At 31.6% G+C, this 20,916-nt stretch carries 20 protein-coding genes; 15 read left to right on the top strand and 5 right to left on the bottom strand.

Translation table 11 applies throughout. The annotated features are described in order from the left end of the window. From Q0935_RS04465 to Q0935_RS04450, 4 genes are all read right to left on the bottom strand, one after another. Positions 1–771 (bottom strand): phosphodiester glycosidase family protein, encoded by a 771-nt coding sequence (locus tag Q0935_RS04465; protein ID WP_299382736.1) that lies wholly within the window; start codon positions 769–771, stop codon positions 1–3. Next, positions 768–1,394 carry a hypothetical protein gene (locus Q0935_RS04460; protein WP_299382733.1) on the bottom strand — a complete coding sequence of 209 codons (627 nt, stop codon included), beginning with the start codon at positions 1,392–1,394 and terminating at the stop codon, positions 768–770. Before Q0935_RS04460 ends, Q0935_RS04465 begins: the two co-directional genes overlap by 4 nt. After that, positions 1,391–2,143, bottom strand: a complete 753-nt coding sequence (locus Q0935_RS04455) for an SDR family NAD(P)-dependent oxidoreductase (RefSeq protein WP_299249084.1) — start codon at positions 2,141–2,143, stop codon at positions 1,391–1,393. The genes Q0935_RS04460 and Q0935_RS04455 overlap by 4 nt, the downstream gene beginning before the upstream one ends. Positions 2,144–2,216: 73 nt before the next feature. After that, on the bottom strand, positions 2,217–3,092 hold the full coding sequence (locus tag Q0935_RS04450) for an aldo/keto reductase family oxidoreductase (RefSeq protein ID WP_299249087.1): 876 nt from the start codon (positions 3,090–3,092) through the stop codon (positions 2,217–2,219). A gap of 203 nt (positions 3,093–3,295) precedes the next feature. Here Q0935_RS04450 and Q0935_RS04445 point away from each other — a divergent pair, with 203 nt between their 5' ends. From Q0935_RS04445 to Q0935_RS04375, 15 genes are all read left to right on the top strand, one after another. Next, positions 3,296–4,297, top strand: a complete 1,002-nt coding sequence (locus Q0935_RS04445; protein ID WP_299382730.1) for a MoxR family ATPase — start codon at positions 3,296–3,298, stop codon at positions 4,295–4,297. Positions 4,298–4,440: 143 nt separating this feature from the next. Beyond that, positions 4,441–5,304: a DUF58 domain-containing protein gene (locus tag Q0935_RS04440; RefSeq protein WP_055436125.1), complete on the top strand. Its 864-nt coding sequence runs from the start codon at positions 4,441–4,443 to the stop codon at positions 5,302–5,304. A 43-nt stretch (positions 5,305–5,347) separates the two neighbouring features. Further along, positions 5,348–7,030, top strand: coding sequence for a hypothetical protein (locus tag Q0935_RS04435; RefSeq protein ID WP_299382726.1), 1,683 nt, complete (start codon positions 5,348–5,350; stop codon positions 7,028–7,030). Beyond that, complete coding sequence (locus tag Q0935_RS04430; protein ID WP_299382724.1) at positions 7,030–8,034, top strand: VWA domain-containing protein; 1,005 nt, start codon at positions 7,030–7,032, stop codon at positions 8,032–8,034. Before Q0935_RS04435 ends, Q0935_RS04430 begins: the two co-directional genes overlap by 1 nt. Before the next feature lie 30 nt (positions 8,035–8,064). Beyond that, positions 8,065–9,099 carry a VWA domain-containing protein gene (locus Q0935_RS04425; protein ID WP_299249100.1) on the top strand — a complete coding sequence of 345 codons (1,035 nt, stop codon included), beginning with the start codon at positions 8,065–8,067 and terminating at the stop codon, positions 9,097–9,099. A 111-nt stretch (positions 9,100–9,210) separates the two neighbouring features. After that, on the top strand, positions 9,211–10,050 hold the full coding sequence (locus tag Q0935_RS04420) for a tetratricopeptide repeat protein (RefSeq protein WP_299382721.1): 840 nt from the start codon (positions 9,211–9,213) through the stop codon (positions 10,048–10,050). An 85-nt stretch (positions 10,051–10,135) separates the two neighbouring features. Next, on the top strand, positions 10,136–11,902 hold the full coding sequence (locus Q0935_RS04415) for a BatD family protein (RefSeq protein ID WP_299382718.1): 1,767 nt from the start codon (positions 10,136–10,138) through the stop codon (positions 11,900–11,902). A 39-nt stretch (positions 11,903–11,941) separates the two neighbouring features. Further along, positions 11,942–12,697 carry a tetratricopeptide repeat protein gene (locus Q0935_RS04410; protein WP_299382713.1) on the top strand — a complete coding sequence of 252 codons (756 nt, stop codon included), beginning with the start codon at positions 11,942–11,944 and terminating at the stop codon, positions 12,695–12,697. Positions 12,698–12,761: 64 nt separating this feature from the next. Then, complete coding sequence (locus tag Q0935_RS04405) at positions 12,762–13,046, top strand: hypothetical protein (protein ID WP_299382710.1); 285 nt, start codon at positions 12,762–12,764, stop codon at positions 13,044–13,046. 87 nt (positions 13,047–13,133) lie between these two features. Next, on the top strand, positions 13,134–14,726 hold the full coding sequence (locus Q0935_RS04400; RefSeq protein WP_299249115.1) for a SulP family inorganic anion transporter: 1,593 nt from the start codon (positions 13,134–13,136) through the stop codon (positions 14,724–14,726). Between the two features lie 6 nt (positions 14,727–14,732). Beyond that, positions 14,733–15,533, top strand: coding sequence for a universal stress protein (locus Q0935_RS04395; RefSeq protein WP_299382709.1), 801 nt, complete (start codon positions 14,733–14,735; stop codon positions 15,531–15,533). A gap of 35 nt (positions 15,534–15,568) precedes the next feature. Then, positions 15,569–16,198 carry a carbonic anhydrase family protein gene (locus Q0935_RS04390; protein WP_299249122.1) on the top strand — a complete coding sequence of 210 codons (630 nt, stop codon included), beginning with the start codon at positions 15,569–15,571 and terminating at the stop codon, positions 16,196–16,198. A 19-nt stretch (positions 16,199–16,217) separates the two neighbouring features. Beyond that, the gene (locus Q0935_RS04385) at positions 16,218–16,880 is read left to right on the top strand and encodes a DUF2490 domain-containing protein (protein ID WP_299249125.1); all 663 of its coding nucleotides are present in this window, start codon (positions 16,218–16,220) and stop codon (positions 16,878–16,880) included. A 35-nt stretch (positions 16,881–16,915) separates the two neighbouring features. Then, complete coding sequence (locus Q0935_RS04380; RefSeq protein WP_299382706.1) at positions 16,916–18,778, top strand: SulP family inorganic anion transporter; 1,863 nt, start codon at positions 16,916–16,918, stop codon at positions 18,776–18,778. A gap of 4 nt (positions 18,779–18,782) precedes the next feature. Beyond that, the gene (locus Q0935_RS04375) at positions 18,783–19,409 is read left to right on the top strand and encodes a carbonic anhydrase (RefSeq protein ID WP_299249131.1); all 627 of its coding nucleotides are present in this window, start codon (positions 18,783–18,785) and stop codon (positions 19,407–19,409) included. Positions 19,410–19,467: 58 nt separating this feature from the next. On the opposite strand, the gene Q0935_RS04370 is transcribed toward Q0935_RS04375, so the two are convergent. Then, on the bottom strand, positions 19,468–20,907 hold the full coding sequence (locus Q0935_RS04370) for a T9SS type A sorting domain-containing protein (RefSeq protein WP_299382704.1): 1,440 nt from the start codon (positions 20,905–20,907) through the stop codon (positions 19,468–19,470). Positions 20,908–20,916 lie beyond the last annotated feature (9 nt).

Raw genomic sequence — 20,916 nt, 5'->3', positions numbered from 1 at the left:
TTAATTGTCGTTTATTAGTCTGGTTTCGGCAATAATAACTCCAAATTCACCTTCTAGTTGTTTGTATTGTTTTGAAGGTAAGTAGGTTTTAGAGACAAAACCATCTAAATATAGTGCATTTTCACAGCCTTTGTTTTTAAAGAAAGTGGCAAAGTCATAAAAATTAATTTTCTCTGTAGACATCGCAAATAGGAGATCTCCATTTGGTAAGACTCCAACTCCATTTCTAATATTTAAATTAAAAGAGCCTTTGTTGAATTTTGGATGTAACGTTCCATTAATAACCAACATTGGCCCAGATTGGGTTGCATAATAAATATCTTTATAGATTTTTAAATCTTGTGTTTTAGTAATTATTGGTATGCCATTTTCGGTAATTAAAAAGACGCCATTTGGTTGTAGGTAAAAATTCCCAAAACCTTTATTAATAGTATCTAATTTAGATAGTGTTTTTCCTTTTTGTACATATAAACCTTGTGGTGAATAGTCTTTTTTAAACATGCCTCCATTCATTGCGAAAAGGAGTTCTTGATTATTAGTTTCAACTTCTTTTTTAAGATTTTTAAAGGTTTTAATAATACTATCTTTTTCGTTTTTCCAATAGAATTTTAAAGACGTCTTTTTTGGATTTATTATATAACTTAGAATAGGAGCATCTTTTGTTTTTGTAACAGAAGTGTTAGAAATTGCAAGTGTATTCTCGGTTTTTGTTTTGCAAGAAAGAGCAGTAAAACAAATAGTCATAATAAACACAACGATTCTTAATCTCATAATAACTCTATTTCTTTTTTCAAGTTTTCTCTTGCTTGAGTTTCGTGTTTATTTCTAAATACATCTGTAAAGTACAACGTTTTTCTGTCTAAAAAGTGTTTTAATACTTTCTTTCGGCCAGGTTTGTATATAAAATCTGGATAGATTATGTATTCTTTTCTAATGTTGCTAATGTATGTTTGGTAGGTGTCCCAATCTGAACCTAAAATGGATAGATCTATGTCTAAAAGGTATGCGTTGTCTCTGTTTTTATCTATAGCTAATTCGTGTTTTTTAGTTGAGATAATCAGTTTTTCAATATTTTCTATTCTTTTTGAATCGAAATTGATTGATTTTAATCGTTTTTCAGCAAAAAGAGCGCTTTTATCTTCATTGTCCTTTTTTGAAGATTTATAGATAATATCATGATACCAAATAGCGAATTGTAAAGCTTCAAAGTCTTTAATTTCTGTTTTATAAGTTTCGGCTTGCAGCAACATATTATGAATGTGCGCCAAATTATGGTAATGTCTGGTTTTTTGAGTGTAATTAGTTTCAATTTCAGCCCAAAGTTCTTCGGCTAAAGTATTATTACAATATTTAGAAGCTAAGTTTTGCCACTCGGTTTTTAACCAGTTTATCATATCTCTTTTTTTACAATAGTACTACTAGCTTGTGCAGTGCAAAACATTAAAACGTCCGCAATATTAACATGAGCTGGTCTTGAAATTGCAAAATAAATAACATCTGCAACATCTTCTGGTTGTAAGGCTTTGTATCCTTTATAAACATTATCGGCAATTGCTTCTCCTTTAAAACGTACTTGAGAAAATTCAGTTTCTACTAAGCCTGGGTTTATGGCAGCTACTTTTATTCCAAAAGGATTTAAGTCCATTCGCATGCCTTCGGTTACGGCAACTACAGCATGTTTACTTGCGCAATACACGTTTCCTTTTGGGTAGACTTCTTTTCCGGCAGAAGATCCAATGTTAATTATGTGTCCAGATTGTCTTTCCGTCATCTGTGGTATTATAGCTTTGCTGACATATAGTAATCCTTTTACGTTAATATCCATCATGGCATCCCAATCTTCCAGACTACCTTTTTGTATTGGGTCTAAGCCGTGTGCATTTCCTGCATTGTTAATTAAAATATCTATATTTTTAAAATTATCAGGAAGTGACTCGATAGCAGAAAACACAGCGTTTTTATCGCGTACATCAAAGTTTAATATGTGTACATCTGTAAGTTTGCTCAATCCTTTTTGTATGGTTTCTAATCTTTCTTGGCGTCTACCACAAATTATTAATCTAATACCTTGCTTGGCAAATTCGTGAGCTGTTGCTCTTCCTATTCCACTTGTTGCTCCTGTAATTAATGCTGTTTTTTTCATATTTATTTCCTTAGAAAGTAGGAATCTTATTAATGTTATCTATTTGCTTAATCTATGTTGTAAAAAAAAGTTGTTATGCTACCTTATGTCCTTGGCTAGCTTCTAGTATTAAAAACCAATCTTCTAAATCTAAATTTAGGTTTGTTGCTTTAACGGCATTTGTCATTCTTTTTAAATTGGTAGTGCCAATTACAGGATGAATATTTAAAGGATGCTTTAAAATCCAGGCTAAAAGTAGTTGGTCTTCGGTTGCGTTATATTTTTCTGTTAACGCTCCTAATTGTTTGTGTATGCGTCTTGATTGTTCGTTATCTTCTCTAAATACAGAGCCTAAAGGTGACCAAGACATTGCTGTAATAGAATTGGTTTTCATATAGTTTAATGTGTCGTTATGCAGCGCTGAATTTTGTGTTAAAGAAAATTCAATCTGGTTTACAGAAACTTCTGTATGTTTTGAAACTAGTTCTATTTGCGATGCTGTAAAGTTAGAAACACCAAAACGTTTTACTTTTCCGCTATCGCGAAGAGTTTTAAAAGCTTCAGCTATAATTTCAGGTTCCATTAATGGACTAGGTCTGTGTAGTAAAAGTAGATCAAGATACTCTGTTTTTAGGTTTTGAAGGGATTTTTCAGCGGAAGCGATAATATATTCTTTACTATAATTATAATGCTTTACCTTGTTTTTTGGTCGAGATTTATCTTGAAGCTGGATGCCGCATTTCGAGATGAATTCTATATTATTTCTATCGATACCGCTTTCTAAAAAAGCATCACCAAAATCTTTTTCTGTGGTGTATCCTCCATAGATATCTGCATGATCGAAAGTGGTGATGCCATTTTCAATACAATGATGTATGCGTTTTGCAATTTCTGATTTAGAAAGTGAGGCTCCCCAAATTCCCCAAGTCATAGTGCCAGCAATAATTTGTGAGTAGTTACTTTTTGTCATTAAAATTTAATTTTCTTTTCTGCTTAAGCAGAAATTATTTTGTGAAATACTAATAAAACCTTAAAAATACCAAAGAAATCGCTATAACTTCCTTTAAATGCTTGAATTTTTAACCAATTATTAACACGATTGCAAATAAATTATTAACAATTTGCAGGTCTTAATATTCGATACTATATTGGACATTTAAAATTTATTAAAAGATGGAAGAAACAGGTGCAATTGATATAAAATCAATTAACGAAAAAATTGAAAAAGAAAGTGCTTTTGTCGATTTACTAGTCTACGAAATGAACAAAGTAATCGTTGGTCAAACACACATGATCGAGCGTTTATTAATTGGCCTTTTGGGTCAAGGACATATTTTACTTGAAGGAGTTCCTGGTTTAGCAAAAACATTAGCCATTAATACCTTGTCTAAAGCTGTAGATGGTAGTTTTAGTCGTATTCAATTTACTCCAGATTTATTACCTTCAGATGTTGTGGGTACACTTATATACAACATGAAGGAGAATGATTTCTCTATTAAAAAAGGACCAATTTTCGCAAATTTTGTACTTGCCGATGAGATAAACAGGGCGCCAGCAAAAGTGCAATCTGCTTTATTAGAAGCAATGCAAGAAAAGCAAGTTACTATTGGTGATGAAACTTTTGTTTTAGATAAGCCGTTTTTAGTAATGGCTACAATGAATCCTGTAGAGCAAGAAGGTACTTATCCTTTGCCAGAAGCACAGGTAGATAGATTTATGCTTAAAACTGTAATCGATTATCCTAAAAAGGATGATGAGCAGTTAATTATGAGAGCCAACTTAAAAGGGTCTTGGGAGAAAGTAAATCCTGTAGTTTCTGTCTCGCAAATATTAAGAGCTCAAGAAGCTGTTAGAGAAGTGTATATGGATGATAAAATCGAGAGATATATCTTGGATATTATTTTCGCAACACGTTATCCAGAGCAATATAAATTAGAAGATTTAAAACCATTAATCTCTTTTGGTGCTTCTCCTCGTGGAAGTATTAATCTTGCTACAGCAGCAAAATGTTACGCCTTTATTAAGCGTCGTGGTTATGTAATACCAGAAGATGTGCGAGCAGTGGTACACGATGTATTACGTCACAGAATTGGAATTACTTATGAGGCTGAAGCCGAAAACATAACGAGCGAAGACATAATTAATAAGATTGTTAATGTAGTTGAGGTGCCATAAATGAATCTTCAGTAAACAGTGTTCAGCTGGCGCTTGCTTGCTCGAATCATGGTTTATTACAATAAATTAACATAAGATAAAAGATAGCGATTTCGCATTTTTGGACTGCATACTACATGCTGATGACTGCATATTAAAAGAAAATGGATACTAAAGAATTACTAAAAAAAGTACGTAAAATCGAGATTAAGACACGCCGTTTGTCTGATCATATTTTTGGAGGCGAATACCATTCGACTTTCAAAGGTCGTGGTATGACTTTTTCCGAAGTTCGCCAGTACCAATATGGAGATGATGTTAGAAATATAGATTGGAATGTAACGGCAAGAACCAATCTGCCACACATTAAGGTTTTTGAAGAAGAAAGAGAGCTTACAATGCTTCTTATGGTTGATATTTCGGGTTCAGAATTGTTTGGTACAGACCAGCAATTTAAAAACGAAATTATAACAGAAATTTCTGCAACATTAGCATTTTCAGCAACCCAAAATAACGATAAAATAGGATTGATTTTGTTTTCAGATGAAATCGAATTGTATATTCCGCCTAAAAAAGGACGTTCTCATGTATTGCGTATTATTCGAGAGTTAATTGAGCTTAAACCTAAAAGTAAAGGCACAAACGTTGCCGAGGCTTTAAAATTCATGAGAAACGTCATGAAGAAAAAAGCCATTGTTTTTGTGTTGAGCGATTTTATTGCAGACGATTATAAGCAAACATTAAAAATTGCAGCCGGAAAGCATGATATTACCGGAATTCGTATTTACGACAAGAGTGAAGAAGCTATCCCAAATTTAGGGATGGTGCAAATGCAGGACACAGAATCTGGTGAGCTTATGTTGGTAAATACAGGTTCTAAAAAAGTAAGACAGAATTATAGTAAATTCTATAACGATAAGGTTGAGTATTATAAAGATAGTTTTGCTAAATCTGGAGCAGGAACTATAGATTGTCGTGTAGATGAAAGCTACGTTAAAAAGTTATTAGGATATTTTAAAAGAAGATAAGTTGAATGCTTAGTCGAGCACAGTCGAGACTTTAATTATAAAAATGAAAATAATACAATCAAATATTAAAAATGAAATAAAACAGAACATAACAATTGTTTTGTTTTCTTTCTTTGCTCTTTTTTCTCTGTTCTCATTTGGTCAAGTTAAAGCAACTATAGACTCTACTTCAATTAAAATTGGTGCGCAAGTTACTTATAAAATAGAAGTTGATGTAGATACAACGTCGTTGGTTATTTTTCCTGAAGGTCAAGCGTTTTCTCCTATGGAAATGATTGAGTCTTACACTATAGATACTACAAAAAAGAACGATAGATATAACCTGATTAAAAAATACGGATTAACGCAATTCGATTCTGGAGTTTATACTATTCCGAAGCAAAAAATATTAATTGGCTCTAAAGAGTTTTATTCAGATTCTTTAAAAGTTGAAATTAGAGAAATTGTTGTAGATACAACAAAACAAGGTTTGTACGATATTAAGCCAATAATACAAGTTGAAAAAAGTATTGGAGATTGGTGGAAATATCTATTGTTAGTATTATTAATTGTTGCCTTAGTAGGTTTCCTATTATGGTGGTTTATTTGGAGAGTTAAACCATTAAGTGAAGAAGAAGAAATTGCGTTGTTGCCACCTTACGATCGTGCAAAATTAGCACTAAGACAGTTGGATGAAAGTAGTTACCTTCAAAACGAAAACTTAAAAGGTTATTATTCAGACTTAACGTTTATTATTAGAAAATATTTAGACGAGAAAGTATACGATCGTGCATTAGAAAGCACTACAGATGAGTTAGTTTCTAGATTAAATCTACTAAAAGATGGTAATCAAATAGAGTTGAGTAAAAACGATATTAGAAATATAGAAACCATTTTAAAACGTGCCGATTTGGTAAAGTTTGCAAAAGGGACTCCAGACATTGCTTTGGCAGAGATAGATAGAAATACTATAGACCTAGAAATAGACAATGTAAAGGAAGCATTGCCTGAGCCTACTGAAGAAGAAAAGCTTTTAGATAAGCAATATAAAGAAGATCAAGAACGTAGAAAGAAAACTAAAAAAGTAGTGTTAACCGTAGGTATTGTTGCTTTTCTATTATTGGGTACATTGGTAGGTTTTGGTTATAAGTACGGTTTTGGTTACGTTAAGGATACTATTTTAGGTCACGAAAATAAAGAGTTGTTAGAAGGAGAATGGATAACTAGTGCTTATGGTGTTCCGCCTGTAATAATAGCAACTCCTAAAGTCTTGAAACGTATAGAAACACCTGTTGTAGATGGCCAGGAAGATGCACCTAAATCTACTAGCTTTTCTTACGGTACAATGTTAGATGTTTTTCATGTCTCTGTAAATACGTTACAGTTTCCTAAGCAAATGCGAGAAGCAGCAACGCAAGAACAAGCTAATGCTCCAGAGGTTGACTTAGTAGAGATATCGGAGAAAGCACTACAAGAAATAGAATCTAAGGGTGCTAAAAATATTGTAGCGTTAAAATCTAAATTTAAAACAGTAAATGGAGCCGAAGGTTTAAAAACTTACGGTACCATGAATATACCATCTTTAGGAAGCGATAAATTAAGAGAAGCTAAATTTGTTTTTGTGCTTTTTACAGCAGAAAATGTATTGCAGCAGGTTATTGTTATATCTCCAGAAGACGATGCTTATGCAGACGAAATGGTAGAACGCATATTAAATTCAATAGAACTAAATCCAAAAACTGAATAATGTTTGAAGGCATAGAATTTTTAAACAAAGAGTTTTTCTGGTTGCTATTATTGCTACCATTAGCTTTGTTGTGGTATTTTTTTAAGAATAAGCAGCAAACAGCAGCGCTTAATATTTCAAGCTTAAAAGGTTTTAAGGTTACTAATTCGTGGTTGCCAAAACTAAAACACTTATTATTTGCTTTAAGATTGGTTGCGCTAACTTTTTTAATAATTGCTTTAGCACGACCAAGAACAGTTGATGTTTCTACAAAAACAAAAACAACACGAGGAATAGATATTGTTATGGCAATAGATGTTTCGGCGAGTATGTTGGCAAAAGATTTAAAACCTAATAGACTTGATGCTTTAAAAGAAGTAGCATCACAGTTTATAAAAGGACGTCCTAACGATCGAATAGGTATTGTAGAATACGCTGGAGAGAGTTATACAAAAACACCAATAACAAGCGATAAAAGTATTGTGTTGAGGTCGCTTAACGATATTCATTATAATACTATTATAGAAGGAGGAACAGCTATTGGTATGGGTTTAGCAACATCTGTAAATCGTTTAAAAGACAGTAAAGCAAAAAGTAAAGTTATTATTTTACTAACAGATGGAGTAAATAATTCTGGATCTATAAACCCAAAAATAGCGAGTGAACTAGCTGTAGAGTTTGGTATTAAAACATATACTATTGGGTTAGGAACAAACGGAATGACTTTGGCTCCAATTTCTATTAAGCCAAATGGACAATTTCAATACGGAAGAGTTAAAGTTGAAATTGATGAGGAATTACTAAAAGAAATAGCACAAGTTACAGGAGGAAAATACTTTAGAGCAACAAATAATAAAAAATTAGCAGAAATATACGACGAAATTAATAAGCTTGAAAAAACGGAGATTGAAGAGTTTAAGTTTTATAATTATGAAGAAAAATTTAGATGGTTTGTTTGGGTAGCAGGTATTTTATTGTTGTTTGAATTACTGTTGAGAATTACTGTTTTTAGAAGTTTTGTTTAATAAATTATAAAAGCACAAATTAAAAATTAGATGCAATTAGAAGAGAAAATATGGTTTTGGGCATTGCTAATTATTCCAATAATTTTGGTACTATTTTTAGTGCTTCAACTATGGAAACGTAAAACGCAGAATAAGTTTGCAAATCAGGCTATTTTAAAACGATTAAGCCCTAATAAGTCGCTCTTTAAATCGATATTAAAGATTGTGGTTTTATGTTTGGCTTTTGCAAGTTTAACAATGGCTTTAGTAAATCCTAAAATTGGATCAAAATTAGAAACAGTAAAACGTGAAGGTGTTGATATTGTTTTTGCAGTGGATGTTTCTAAAAGTATGCTGGCAGAAGATATAGCGCCAAATAGGATAGATAAATCTAAGCAATTAGTTACTCAAATTATAAATAATTTAGCTAGTGATCGTGTTGGAATTATAGCATATGCTGGTAAAGCTTTCCCGCAATTGCCAATTACAACAGATTATGGATCTGCAAAAATGTTTCTTCAAAACATGAATACAGATATGATGTCTTCTCAAGGAACGGCAATCAATGAAGCAATAGAATTAGCAAAAACATATTATGATGACGACCAGCAAACCAATCGTATTTTGGTTATTATCTCAGATGGAGAAGACCATAGCGAAGCAGCTGCAAGAGTAGCCGAAGAAGCTAGTGAAGCTGGTATTAGAATTTTTACTATTGGTGTTGGTAGCGAAAAAGGAGGTCCAATTCCTATTAAGCGTAATGGAGTTATTTTAAATTATAAAAAAGACAGACAAGGCGAAACCGTTATTACAAAACTAAACGAAGAGACGCTTAAAAACATTGCTAAAGCTGCAAATGGTGTTTACATTAATGGAAGTAATACAGGAAAAGTTGTAGAGGAAATAAGAGGTATTTTAAATAAAATGGATAAAACCGAATTTGAGTCTAAGCAATTTGCAGCTTACGAGTCTCAATTTCAATGGTTTTTAGGTTTTGGAATATTACTTTTATTTATCGATATCTTTTTATTAGAACGAAAAACAGCTTGGTTAAAGAAATTGAATTTATTTAATGAAAATTTATAGAAGACACTAAATAACTTTATAAATTCATTAACACAAACAAAATCAGGTCTTTCATATATTTAGAGGCTTAATAATATTAGAAAAGAGTTTCCAATTTTAAGGAAAGTAAAAATGAAAAACATAATAACCTACATATTAATTTTAACTGTTTCTTTTGGTTTTGCTCAGCAAGAGGATGCTGAAGAAATGCTTCAAAAGTTAAATGAGAAAACTAATAATTTAATTAGTGATGCTAATGATTTAGCTAGTAGCGATGCATTTGTTTCAGCAGAAATGGAATACAGAAAAGCGATCTCTGGAAAACCAACAAGTGTTGCAGGAACTTATAACTTAGGACATTCATATTATAAAAAAGGGAATTTTGAAGAAGCCTTGTTTCGTAATCAACAAGCTGCAAAATATGCAACAGATAAATTAGAAAAGCACAGCGCTTTTCATAACATAGGTAACATTTTAATGCAGGAAAAGAAGTGTAGTGAAGCTGCAGAAGCTTTTAAAAATGCATTAAGAAATAATCCTTTAGACGAAGAAACGCGTTATAATTATGCTTTAGCTAAGGAGTGTGCTAAAAATCAAGAGCCACCTCAAGAAGAAGATAGCAAAGACGATAAAGACAAGGATAAAAAAGAAAACGAAGACCAGCAAGACCAAGATAAAAAGGAAGACGAAGGAGATAATAAAGAAGATAGCCAAGACAAAGGAGACGACGATAAAAAAGAAGGCGAAGATAAGGAAGATGAAGGTAAGCCAGAGGAAGAAAAAGATAAAGACGGTAAAGGAGACGATCAGAAAAAGGAGCAACCAAAGCCACAACAGCAACCAGGAAAATTATCGCCTCAGCAAATAAAAAATCTATTGGAAGCAATGGATAATCAAGAGCAGAAAGTACAAGACAAAATGAATGCCGAAAAAGCAAAAGGTGCTAAAATACAAACAGAAAAAGACTGGTAGATAAAAGAAAGAAGCTTCTAATTAGAGCTTCGAATATTTATATTGTCCTAAAATTTTGAGAATAGGAATCCAGAATAAATTAGTAATGAAATTAAAAAAACACATAGCAATTTTACTCTTTATACTTTTTACAAGTATAGCAGGAGCACAGGTGCAGTTTCAAACTAGAGTAAGTAAAAAAACTTTAGGCTTAAACGAGCGTTTACGTGTAGATTTTTCTATGAATAAAGACGGAGATAATTTTAATCCTCCGGGTTTCGATGGTTTCGATGTTGTTGGTGGCCCAAACCAATCTGTAAGTAATTCCTGGATAAACGGAAAGCGTTCGTTCGAGAAAACATACAGCTATTTTTTGTCGCCTAAAAGAAAAGGAAATTTAATGATAGCGTCTGCCAGTATAGAAATTGACGGTCAAACCTACAAAACCAATGCTATTGTAATTAAAGTTACTAAAGAAATACAGAAACCAAAAGACCCAAGTACGGCTGTTGCCAGTGAGAATATTCATTTGGTAGCTGAGGTCTCTAAGGCTAATCCTTATTTAAACGAAGCTATTACTGTAGTCTACAAATTATATGTTGCACCAAATACTGGCGTTAGTAATTGGAGAGAGACAGATAATCCTGAGTACGACGATTTTTGGAGTCAGCATATTAATCCAAAAGGCTTAAAAATAGAAAAAGGGCAGTACAACGGAGAAGACTATCAATATGTAGTTTTACGTAGAACCGTTTTATATCCTCAAAAAACAGGAAAATTAATTATCGAGCCTTTAAAGCTTGATGTTACTGCAGATATACCAACTAAAAGACGTGATATTTTTGGACAACGTTTAATGAGTAAAGTTAACGTTCCGGTATCTGCGGGAAGACGAACAATAGATGTAAAGCCATTGCCAGAAGTAGGAAAGCCGTTAGATTTTTCTGGAGCAGTTGGAGACTTTAAATTTAATTTAAGCACTTCTAAGAGCGAGCTTAATGCTAATGAGTCTATGCAAGCTAAAGTAACAGTTTCTGGAAAAGGAAATTTAAAGTTATTATCCTTGCCAAAACTTACTTTGCCTAATTCTCTTGAGGTATACGAGCCAGAGCATAGTGAAAGCGTACGTACAAACTTAGGAGGTATGCAAGGTGAGGTATCCGATAGTTATACTATTGTACCGCAGTATAAAGGCAAATATCCAATACCAACAATTTCATTTTCTTATTTCGATTTAGATACCGAAACTTATAAGCGTATATCGTCTAACAAAACTATTGTTAATGTACTTGAAGGTCCTGTTTACGGTGCTTCGGATAATACATTAACTGTTGAAGGTGCCGAAAAACAAAATGTTATTTTAAATAACAATCAGTTTGCGTTTATTAAAACAGAAGCTAATTTAATTTCAAAAACCGAAACGTATTTCTTTAAGTCAAAAGTATTTTGGGCGAGTTTATTATCTCCATTATTACTAATTCCTTTAGCTATTATTTTTAGACGTAAAAAAGAAGAGCGTGCAGGAGATTTAGTTGGTAATAGATTGCGAAAAGCAGATAAATTAGCGAAGAAGTATTTAGGAGAAGCTAAAAAAGCTTTAGGGCAAAAAGAAGCGTTTTATGTAGCTTTAGAAAAAGCATTGCATAATTATTTAAAGGCGAAATTAAATATAGAAACTAGCGATTTAAGTAAAGATAAAATTAAAGTGCTCTTGTTAGAACGCAAAGTAGAAAACACTGTTGTAACAGATTTTGAAAACATTTTAGAAAATTGTGAATTAGCAAGGTATACACCAATTACAACGGTTACAATGCAACAGGATTATGAAAAATCGGCTAGTACAATTAACCAAATAGATAAACAGATTAGATAAAATATTTTTTATTTCTATTGATATAGGAATACTTAAACAATGAAAAACATACTCTACATACTCTTATTTTTTATAGGAAGTCTTTCGGCTCAAAACGAGAAAATCTTCGATCAAGCTAACGCGCTTTATAACGAAGGTAAATACGCTGAAGCTATAGATAGATACGAAGTGATTTTAAATACAGATAAGCACTCTGCAGAACTGTATTTTAATATTGCAAACGCACATTATAAACTTAATAATATAGCACCTTCAGTTTATTATTATGAAAAAGCATTGGCATTAAAACCAAAAGATAAGGACATACAAGGCAATCTAGCATTTGCTAACAATATGCGAATAGATGCTATAGATAATTTACCAGAAGTAGGTTTAACTAGGTTTGTAAAAAAGGCAACCAATACTCTGTCTTTCGATGGTTGGGCAAAGCTTTCTATTGGTTTAGTTGTAATGTTTGTATTGTTTTATTTATTGTATTATTTTACTTTTGGTACAGGAAAAAAACGTTTTTATTTTGTTACTAGTACACTCTCAGTTGTATTAGCACTAGTGGCATTGGTGTTTACTTTTTATAGCTACAGTTTAGCACAAAAAAATAATCCAGCAATTATTTTTGCAAAAGAGTCTAAAGTAAAAAGTGAACCGAATTTGCGTAGTGACGAGGCTTTTGTTTTACATGAAGGTACTAAGGTACAGGTTTTAGACACTGTAAAAAGTTGGAAAAAAATTAAACTTAGTGATGGTAAAACAGGTTGGATACAAGGTGAAGATTTGAAATTATTAAATAATATTTAGATATTATTTAACATCTATAATGTTTCTTTAACATTATATTTGCATCTTGAATTATAACTTAAATATGCTAAAAAAACACATATCTATATTCTTTACCATATTATTTTTGGCCATAATTACTGCGCCATCTATAATTATGATTTTAGATGATACTGTAGATATATCTGTTTTTTACAGCCTTTCTGAGGAAGAAGAAGAAATCAAGCATGCAAAATTGCTTTTTTCTGATAACGAAGAAGATTTAGATTATTTAAGAAGTGTTTTAAAAACGAATAACTTATGTTATTTTTTTAAAAACTATTCAAAACCTCACTTAAACCTCATTTCTCCACCACCTGATTTTATTTAATATTTTATCGTTTGGACATTTCTTGTCCCCAAAAAATATTAAAAACAACTATTGATGACTATTCAATAGTATAAAATCAAATTATAAATGTTTAAAACATTAAAAAGCGACTTGCCTGCAAGTGTCGTTGTATTTTTCGTTGCATTACCATTATGTTTAGGTATTGCTTTAGCTAGTGGAGCACCTCTTTTTTCAGGATTAATAGCCGGTATTATTGGAGGAATTGTAGTAGGAGCCTTAAGTGGTTCTAAAATTGGAGTTAGTGGACCCGCAGCAGGTCTTGCTGCTATTGTATTAACAGCAATTGGTACTTTAGGAGGTTACGAAAACTTTCTAGTTGCTGTAGTTTTAGGAGGTGTAATTCAGTTAATTTTCGGCTTATTAAAAGCTGGAATTATTGGATATTACTTCCCTTCTTCTGTTATAAAAGGAATGTTAACAGGGATAGGAATTATAATAATTTTAAAACAAATCCCTCACTTTTTTGGTTACGACGCGGAGCCAGAAGGCGCAGATAGTTTTATAGAAACATCAGGAGAGAATACCTTTTCGGCAATATTTAATATTTTCGATAATTTAATTATTGGCTCTATGGTTGTTGGGTTTATAGCCTTAGGTATTTTATTATTGTGGAGTAATGTATTATCTAAAAAAGGAAAGATTTTTCATATTATTCAAGGTCCATTAGTTGCTGTAGTTGTAGGTATTGTATTTTACTTAGTAACACAGTCTAACGATAGTTTAGCAATAGCATCTTCGCACTTAGTAAGTGTACCAGTGCCAGATAGTTTAGATTCTTTTATTGGTCAATTTAGTTTTCCTAATTTTTCAGCAATAACAAATCCAGAAGTATGGGTAGTTGCTTTTACTATAGCTTTAGTAGCTAGTTTAGAAACTTTATTATGTGTAGAAGCATCAGATAAAATAGATCCTAATAAAAATGTAACACCTACAAACAGAGAGTTATTGGCACAAGGAGCTGGGAATATATTGTCTGGTTTAGTTGGAGGTTTACCAATAACACAGGTAATTGTAAGAAGTTCTGCTAATATTCAATCTGGAGGAAAAAGTAAAATGTCTGCAATTCTTCATGGTTTCTTATTATTAATTTCTGTAATATTAATACCAGCAGTATTAAATAAAATTCCATTATCTGTATTAGCGGCTATTTTATTAATTGTAGGTTATAAGTTAGCAAAACCAGCATTGTTTGTTAAAATGTATAAATTAGGATGGAAACAATCTGTACCATTTTTTGTAACTGTAATAGGTATTGTTTTTACCGATTTATTAGTAGGTATCGGTTTAGGATTAATGGTTGGTATTGTTGTAATTTTATTAAAAAGTTACCAAAACTCTCATTTTCTTCATATTAAAGATAATAGTAACGGTAAACACAAAATTAAGATGGAACTTGCAGAAGAAGTTACTTTCTTTAATAAAGGAGCAATTTTAAAAGAGTTAGATAGTTTACCAAGAGATACTTATTTAGAGTTCGATGTTACTAAAACAAGATATTTGGATTATGATATTGTTGAGATTCTAGAAGATTTTGCCTTTAAAGCAAAAGAAAGAAATATCGATATTAAATTAATTTCTAAACGTGGTGTTGTAGAGAATCCACCAAGTTTTATTGAGTTCTTTCAGTTAAGACCTAAATCTAAAATTAGTTTAAGTTAGAAAGGTATGAAAAACAATAAATGTAAAATTTTAGTGCTTTCAGACTTAAAAGACACAGCCGAAAACACTATAAATAATGGTGTTAGTTTGGCAAAAATGATAGATGCAGAAATAGCATTATTTCATGTTAAAAAACATACAGATATAGTAGAAAGAGATAATCAGTTTTCTGCTATTAGAAGTTTAAATGAAGAACATAATAACACTAAAAACACTATTAATAGAATAGTAGATTCTATTTCAAAAGATTATAATTTAAAAGTTAGTGGAAGTTATGCTTTTGGAAAAGTAAAAGAAGAGATCCGTAATTGTATTAAAGCTTCTAATCCAGATATTATTGTTTTAGGACAACGCGATTCTAGTCCGCTTCAATTAATTGGAGATAGTATTACTCGTTTTGTTTTAAAAGAATTTAAAGGTGTTGTAATGATTTCGGGTAATGAGAACGCATTAGTGCCCAACGAACAAATGACTTTAGGTGTTTTTAACGGCTCTAATAAAATTTTTAGTACAAAGTTTTCTAAAGATTTAATAACGCATACTAAAGCGCCTTTAAAATCTTTTAAAATCGTTAATAGTCAACAGGAAACAAATAGTGCTTCTGTAGAAAACGAAGAAAAAATGGAGGAGTTTGTTTTCGAGCAAAATGCTAATGCTATGAATACACTTTCTTCATATCTATTAAAAAATAATATTAACTTATTGTGTGTTGATAGAGCCGAAGATAAAACCAAAAACACAACTGAAACTTCATTAAATAAAGTGATAAGTCAGGTAAATGTTTCATTATTAGTTTCTGAAGCATAATAAAAAATAATTTTAAATTAAAAAAATAAGACATTATGAAAGCACATACAAAAGAAACACAAGCAACAATGACACCTGAAAAGTCATTACAATATTTAAAAGAAGGAAATCAAAGATTTCAAAACAACTTAAAAGCAAATAGAAACCTTTTAGAGCAAGTAAACGATACTAGTGAAGGGCAATTTCCTTTCGCTACTATCTTAAGCTGTATAGATTCTAGAGTATCAGCAGAATTGGTGTTCGATCAAGGTTTAGGAGATATTTTTAGTGTACGTGTTGCAGGTAATATTGTAAACGAAGATATTTTAGGTAGTATGGAATTTGCTTGTAAATTAGCAGGAACAGAACTTATTGTTGTTTTAGGTCACACTAGTTGTGGAGCAGTAAAAGGAGCTTGTGATCATGCAGAAATGGGTAACTTAACTAAGTTAGTTCAAAAAATAACGCCAGCAGTTAATGCAGTTGTTGAGCCTAAAGACGAAAGTTTAAGAACTTCTAAAAACTTAGATTTTGTTGATGAAGTATCACACATTAATGTAGAATTAATGATAGATAGAATTCATGCAGAAAGCCCAATACTTACCGAAATGGAAAAAGCAGGTGAGATTAAAATTATTGGAGCCATGTATGATGTGAATACAGGTGAAGTAAAATTTTATGAATAGAAGAATATCTAAAAATAAAATGAAAAAGAGAATAACTATGGCAGCACTAACATTATTGTTAGTGCTGCCTAATTTTATAGATGCACAAGAAAGTGATTTTGGAAATTGGTTAGTATATATCGGGAATAAGAAACTTGATAGCAAATGGAATATCCATAATGAAGTCCAATATCGAAGCTATAATGCAATAGACGATTTAGAGCAATTATTACTTAGAACAGGTATTGGTTATAATTTATCAGAAAATAATAACAATATTTTGCTAGGATATGGTTATATTTTATCTCAGAATTATACTGAAGGAATAGACGATAAGATTGATGTAAACGAACACCGTATATTTCAGCAATTTACAACCAAGCAAAAAATTGGTAGCGTAGCATTAAGTCATCGTTATCGTTTTGAGCAACGTTTTGTAGAGGCCGATTTTAAAATGCGTTTTCGTTATTTTTTAGGTTTTAATATACCGTTAACCGGAAAAGAAGATAACAAGTATTATCTTTCAGGGTATAATGAGATCTTTTTAAATACGGAATCTTCAGTTTTCGATAGAAATAGAATGTATGGAGGTTTAGGTTACAAGTTTAATAAATCATTAAAAATAGAAATTGGTTATATGAATCAGTTTTTTGAAACAAGTAACAGAGATCAATTAAATATTATTACATTCTTTAATTTTTAAGAAGTACTAATAAGGCAAGAATAAAAACCAGATATATGAAAAACTTTTTTTCCAATTTTAAGGGAGATGCCTTTGGTGGTATCACGGCAGGAATTGTAGCGCTACCATTGGCATTGGCATTTGGTGTGTCTTCAGGGTTAGGACCAGAAGCAGGTTTATATGGTGCTATATTTATTAGTTTTTTCGCTGCACTTTTTGGTGGTACAGCAACACAAATATCTGGTCCAACGGCACCAATGACGGCTGTTTCTATGGTTATTATAGCAGGAATTGTTGCTGCTAACGATGGAAGTGTAGAAAAAGCTTTGCCAGCGATTTTAACCGTCTTTTTATTAGCTGGATTAATACAGGTAGGTCTTGGTTTTTTAGGCTTAGGTAAATATATAAGATACATACCGTATCCAGTTGTTTCTGGTTTCATGACGGCTATTGGAGTTATAATATTACTTACTCAAATATTACCTTCTATTGGTTATTATCCAAAAGAAGATGTGGAATTTGTAGCGCAATTTAAACCACAAGCCGAAGAAGTTATTCTTGAAAACATTTTAAAAGATGAAGCAGGTGAAGGTATTCTTGTTTTAGAAAACTTTAAAGAAACCATTACACGTGCAGAACAAATTACTCCAGAGCAAATTTTAAACGAATCGCAAACACTAGCAGCAAAAGAAGCTTCTGGTACAGTAGGCGCGTTAAAAGTATTACCTAGAGCTTTAAAAAACATTAATTGGTTAGAACTTATTTTAGCATTAGGAACCATATTTATTATCTATGGTTTTAAGCGCATAACAACAGCAATACCAAGCACATTGGTTGCATTAATTGTTATGTCTGGTATTGCCTATGGCTTTAATCTAGGTTACAGACCAATATCGGAGATACCGGGAGGTATTCCTATTCCAAAATTAGAAATGTTTACATCCTTTAGTTTGGGTAGTATTACTCCATATATTTTTACGGCACTTACTTTATCTTTATTAGGCGCAATAGATTCTTTATTAACAAGTGTTGTTGCAGATAATATGACTAAAACAAAGCACAAGCCTAATAAAGAACTAATAGGTCAAGGTATTGGAAATAGTATTGCAGCTATTTTTGGTGGTATTCCTGGAGCGGGAGCAACAATTAGAACTGTAGTAAATATTAATGCTGGTGGTAAAACAAAACTTTCTGGAATGATTGCTGGTATTATGTTACTAGTAGTTATGCTAGCATTAGGACCTGTAGCCTCTAAAATTCCTGCGGCTGTTTTAGCAGGTATTTTAATAACAGTAGGTATTGGTGTTATGGATTATAAAGGACTTAAAGCAATACCAAGTTTACCAAGAGATATTAAATTTGGACCATTAAAATTGAGTTCGGAAGTATTAATAATGATTATTGTATTGCTATTATCTACTTTTTGGGATCTAATTTATGCCGTAGGTATTGGTCTTATTATTGCATCATTAATGTTCATGAAAAAAATTGGAGACTTAACAGCAGAACGTTCAGATGTTAAATCTTTAAGAGAAGAAGCTTGGGATGATGAAACGGACTTTCCAAAGCAATTAAAAGAAGAAGTATTTATTAAGCACTTAAAAGGACCATTATTTTTTGGTTCGACAAGTGATTTTCAAGCACTAACATTACAAATACCAGATACTGCAAAAACTGTTATTTTAAGATTAGGGCGTATGCAATATATGGATCAATCTGGTTTGTATGCTATGGAGGATATGCTCCTAGATTTAAAGAAAAAGGATATTGAAGTTCTTTTTGTAGGCTTACTAAAACAGCCTAGATACATGATGGAACGTATTGGTATTATCCCAGATTTTATACCTAACGAGCACATTTTTAAAGATTTTAAAACGTGTTTAAAATGGGTGAGAAATAATGTAAAGGATACAGAATAAAAGCATGAATCTAGATAAAGTATTCGAAAACAATAAAGATTGGATTAATTCTAAACTTAAAGAAGACGAAAAATATTTCGATAAATTAGGTGAAGGTCAAAATCCGGAACTTCTATTTATAGGTTGTTCAGACAGTAGAGTTACAGCCGAAGAATTAATGGGCTTAGGACCAGGAGACGCGTTTGTACACCGTAACATTGCAAATATGGTTATAGGTACAGACCTAAACGCTATGTCTGTTGTAGAATATGCCGTAGAACATTTAAAAGTGAATCACGTTGTTGTTTGCGGACACTATGGTTGTGGTGGAGTTAAAGCCGCAATGCAATCTGCAGATCTAGGAATACTAAATCCTTGGTTACGTAATATTCGCGACGTTTACAGGATACACAATACAGAGCTTAACACAATTGAAGATGAAGAAAAAAAGTATGAGCGCCTAGTCGAGTTAAATGTACAAGAGCAATGTGTAAACTTAATTAAAACAGCAGCTATACAAAAAGCAGCTCGAGGAAGAGGTTTAATAGTACATGGTTGGGTTTTCGATATTCATACAGGAAAACTAATAGATTTAAAAATTGATTTCGAAAATATTCTCGAAAGCATCAGAGAAATATATCATTTAGATTAAATAAAATAATAAAAGAGCTACTATGAAAATAGTGGCTCTTTTATTTATATCATTAAAACTACTTTAAAATAATTTTTTTAGTTGTAGTAAAATCTCCAGAACTTATCTTTAATAAATAGATGCCTTCATTTAAAGTATTTAAATAAAGAGCTTTATTAGAGGTGTTGTTATTTAAATCTGTTTCAAATACTTTTTGTCCGATGGTTGAATATATACTAACCTTACTTAATGCTAGTAATTTACTTTCATCAAAAACTAAATTAACAATCTTGTTTGTTGTTGGGTTTGGGTAAATGCCAAATTCTATATTAGAAGTAAAGTCTTGAACGCTTAAACTTTCTTGTTGGTTATCGTAAACCTTTGTTATAGCGTCATTATTGCCATCAAGTCCACTTAATACAAAGTCTAAATCGCCATCATTATCGTAATCAGACCAATTAGCAGAACTAATATATGTTCCAATAATGCCTATTTCAGCTTCTAAATCTTCTATAAATTCTTCATTCTCATTTTTGTAAAACTTAGCGAATGGTAAAGTGTTTACGTCTGCTCCCGAGATAAAAACATCTAAATCTCCATCATTATCATAATCAACAAAACTTGTAGATCCCCAATACAATTGCATTAGGTTAATTTCAGTATTTAAAATGAAACCTTGATCACCATCATTATTATATAAAGCGGTGTATGGTATGTAAGACGAATTAAATCCAGAGATTAATACATCTTCATCACCATCATTATCATAATCTGCTGCACTTAAAGAAGAGAAATATATGTTGGCAATTCCTGTATTTGTTTTTTCTGTAAAAACAGCATTACCATTATTTATATATAGTTTGGTTTCTGGTTCATAATTATTACTAAAACCAGTAAGTAATACATCTAAATTGCCATCGTTATTGGCGTCGAAGGTTAAAATACTACCATAAGAGTTTCCAAAAAAAGGAGCAGTAGTTTCAATAAAATCACCATCATTATTCTGTAAGTACAATTTAGCAATATAGTTATAGTTAGCATCTACACCAGTAATAATTACATCACTTAGGCCGTCGTTATTTAAATCTGCAGTTTGCATTTTACCAGCAGAAGTACCAGGAATTGAAAGATTTTGTTCTACAAAAGATCCATTAGTATCGTTTATATATAAAATAACATCTTCCTCGTCGTTAGAGTTGTAACCATTAATTATAAAATCCATATAACCGTCACTATTATAATCTAAAGTAGAAATATTAGCATTAGAAAAGGCTTCAATATTTGTTGTTGTTAATCCTATATTTTCTGACTGATAAGAATATAATCCTGAGGTATTATTGTAATCGCTATCATAGCCCGATACTAGCAACTCGTCCTTACCATTATTGTCTATGTTTAACCATGCGTTTTCTCCATAAATAATGCCTTGTAATCCTATAGCTGTGTTTTCTGTAAACTGTTGTGAATAGGAATATTGCACAAGAATGAGTAAGAGTATTATTAAGTTGAGTTTTTTCATAATATTATA

This window comes from uncultured Lacinutrix sp. (assembly GCF_947500605.1).
Lineage (GTDB): Bacteria > Bacteroidota > Bacteroidia > Flavobacteriales > Flavobacteriaceae > Lacinutrix.
Note: the sequence above shows the minus strand (reverse complement) of the source record. Positions and strands in the feature narration are given on the sequence as shown.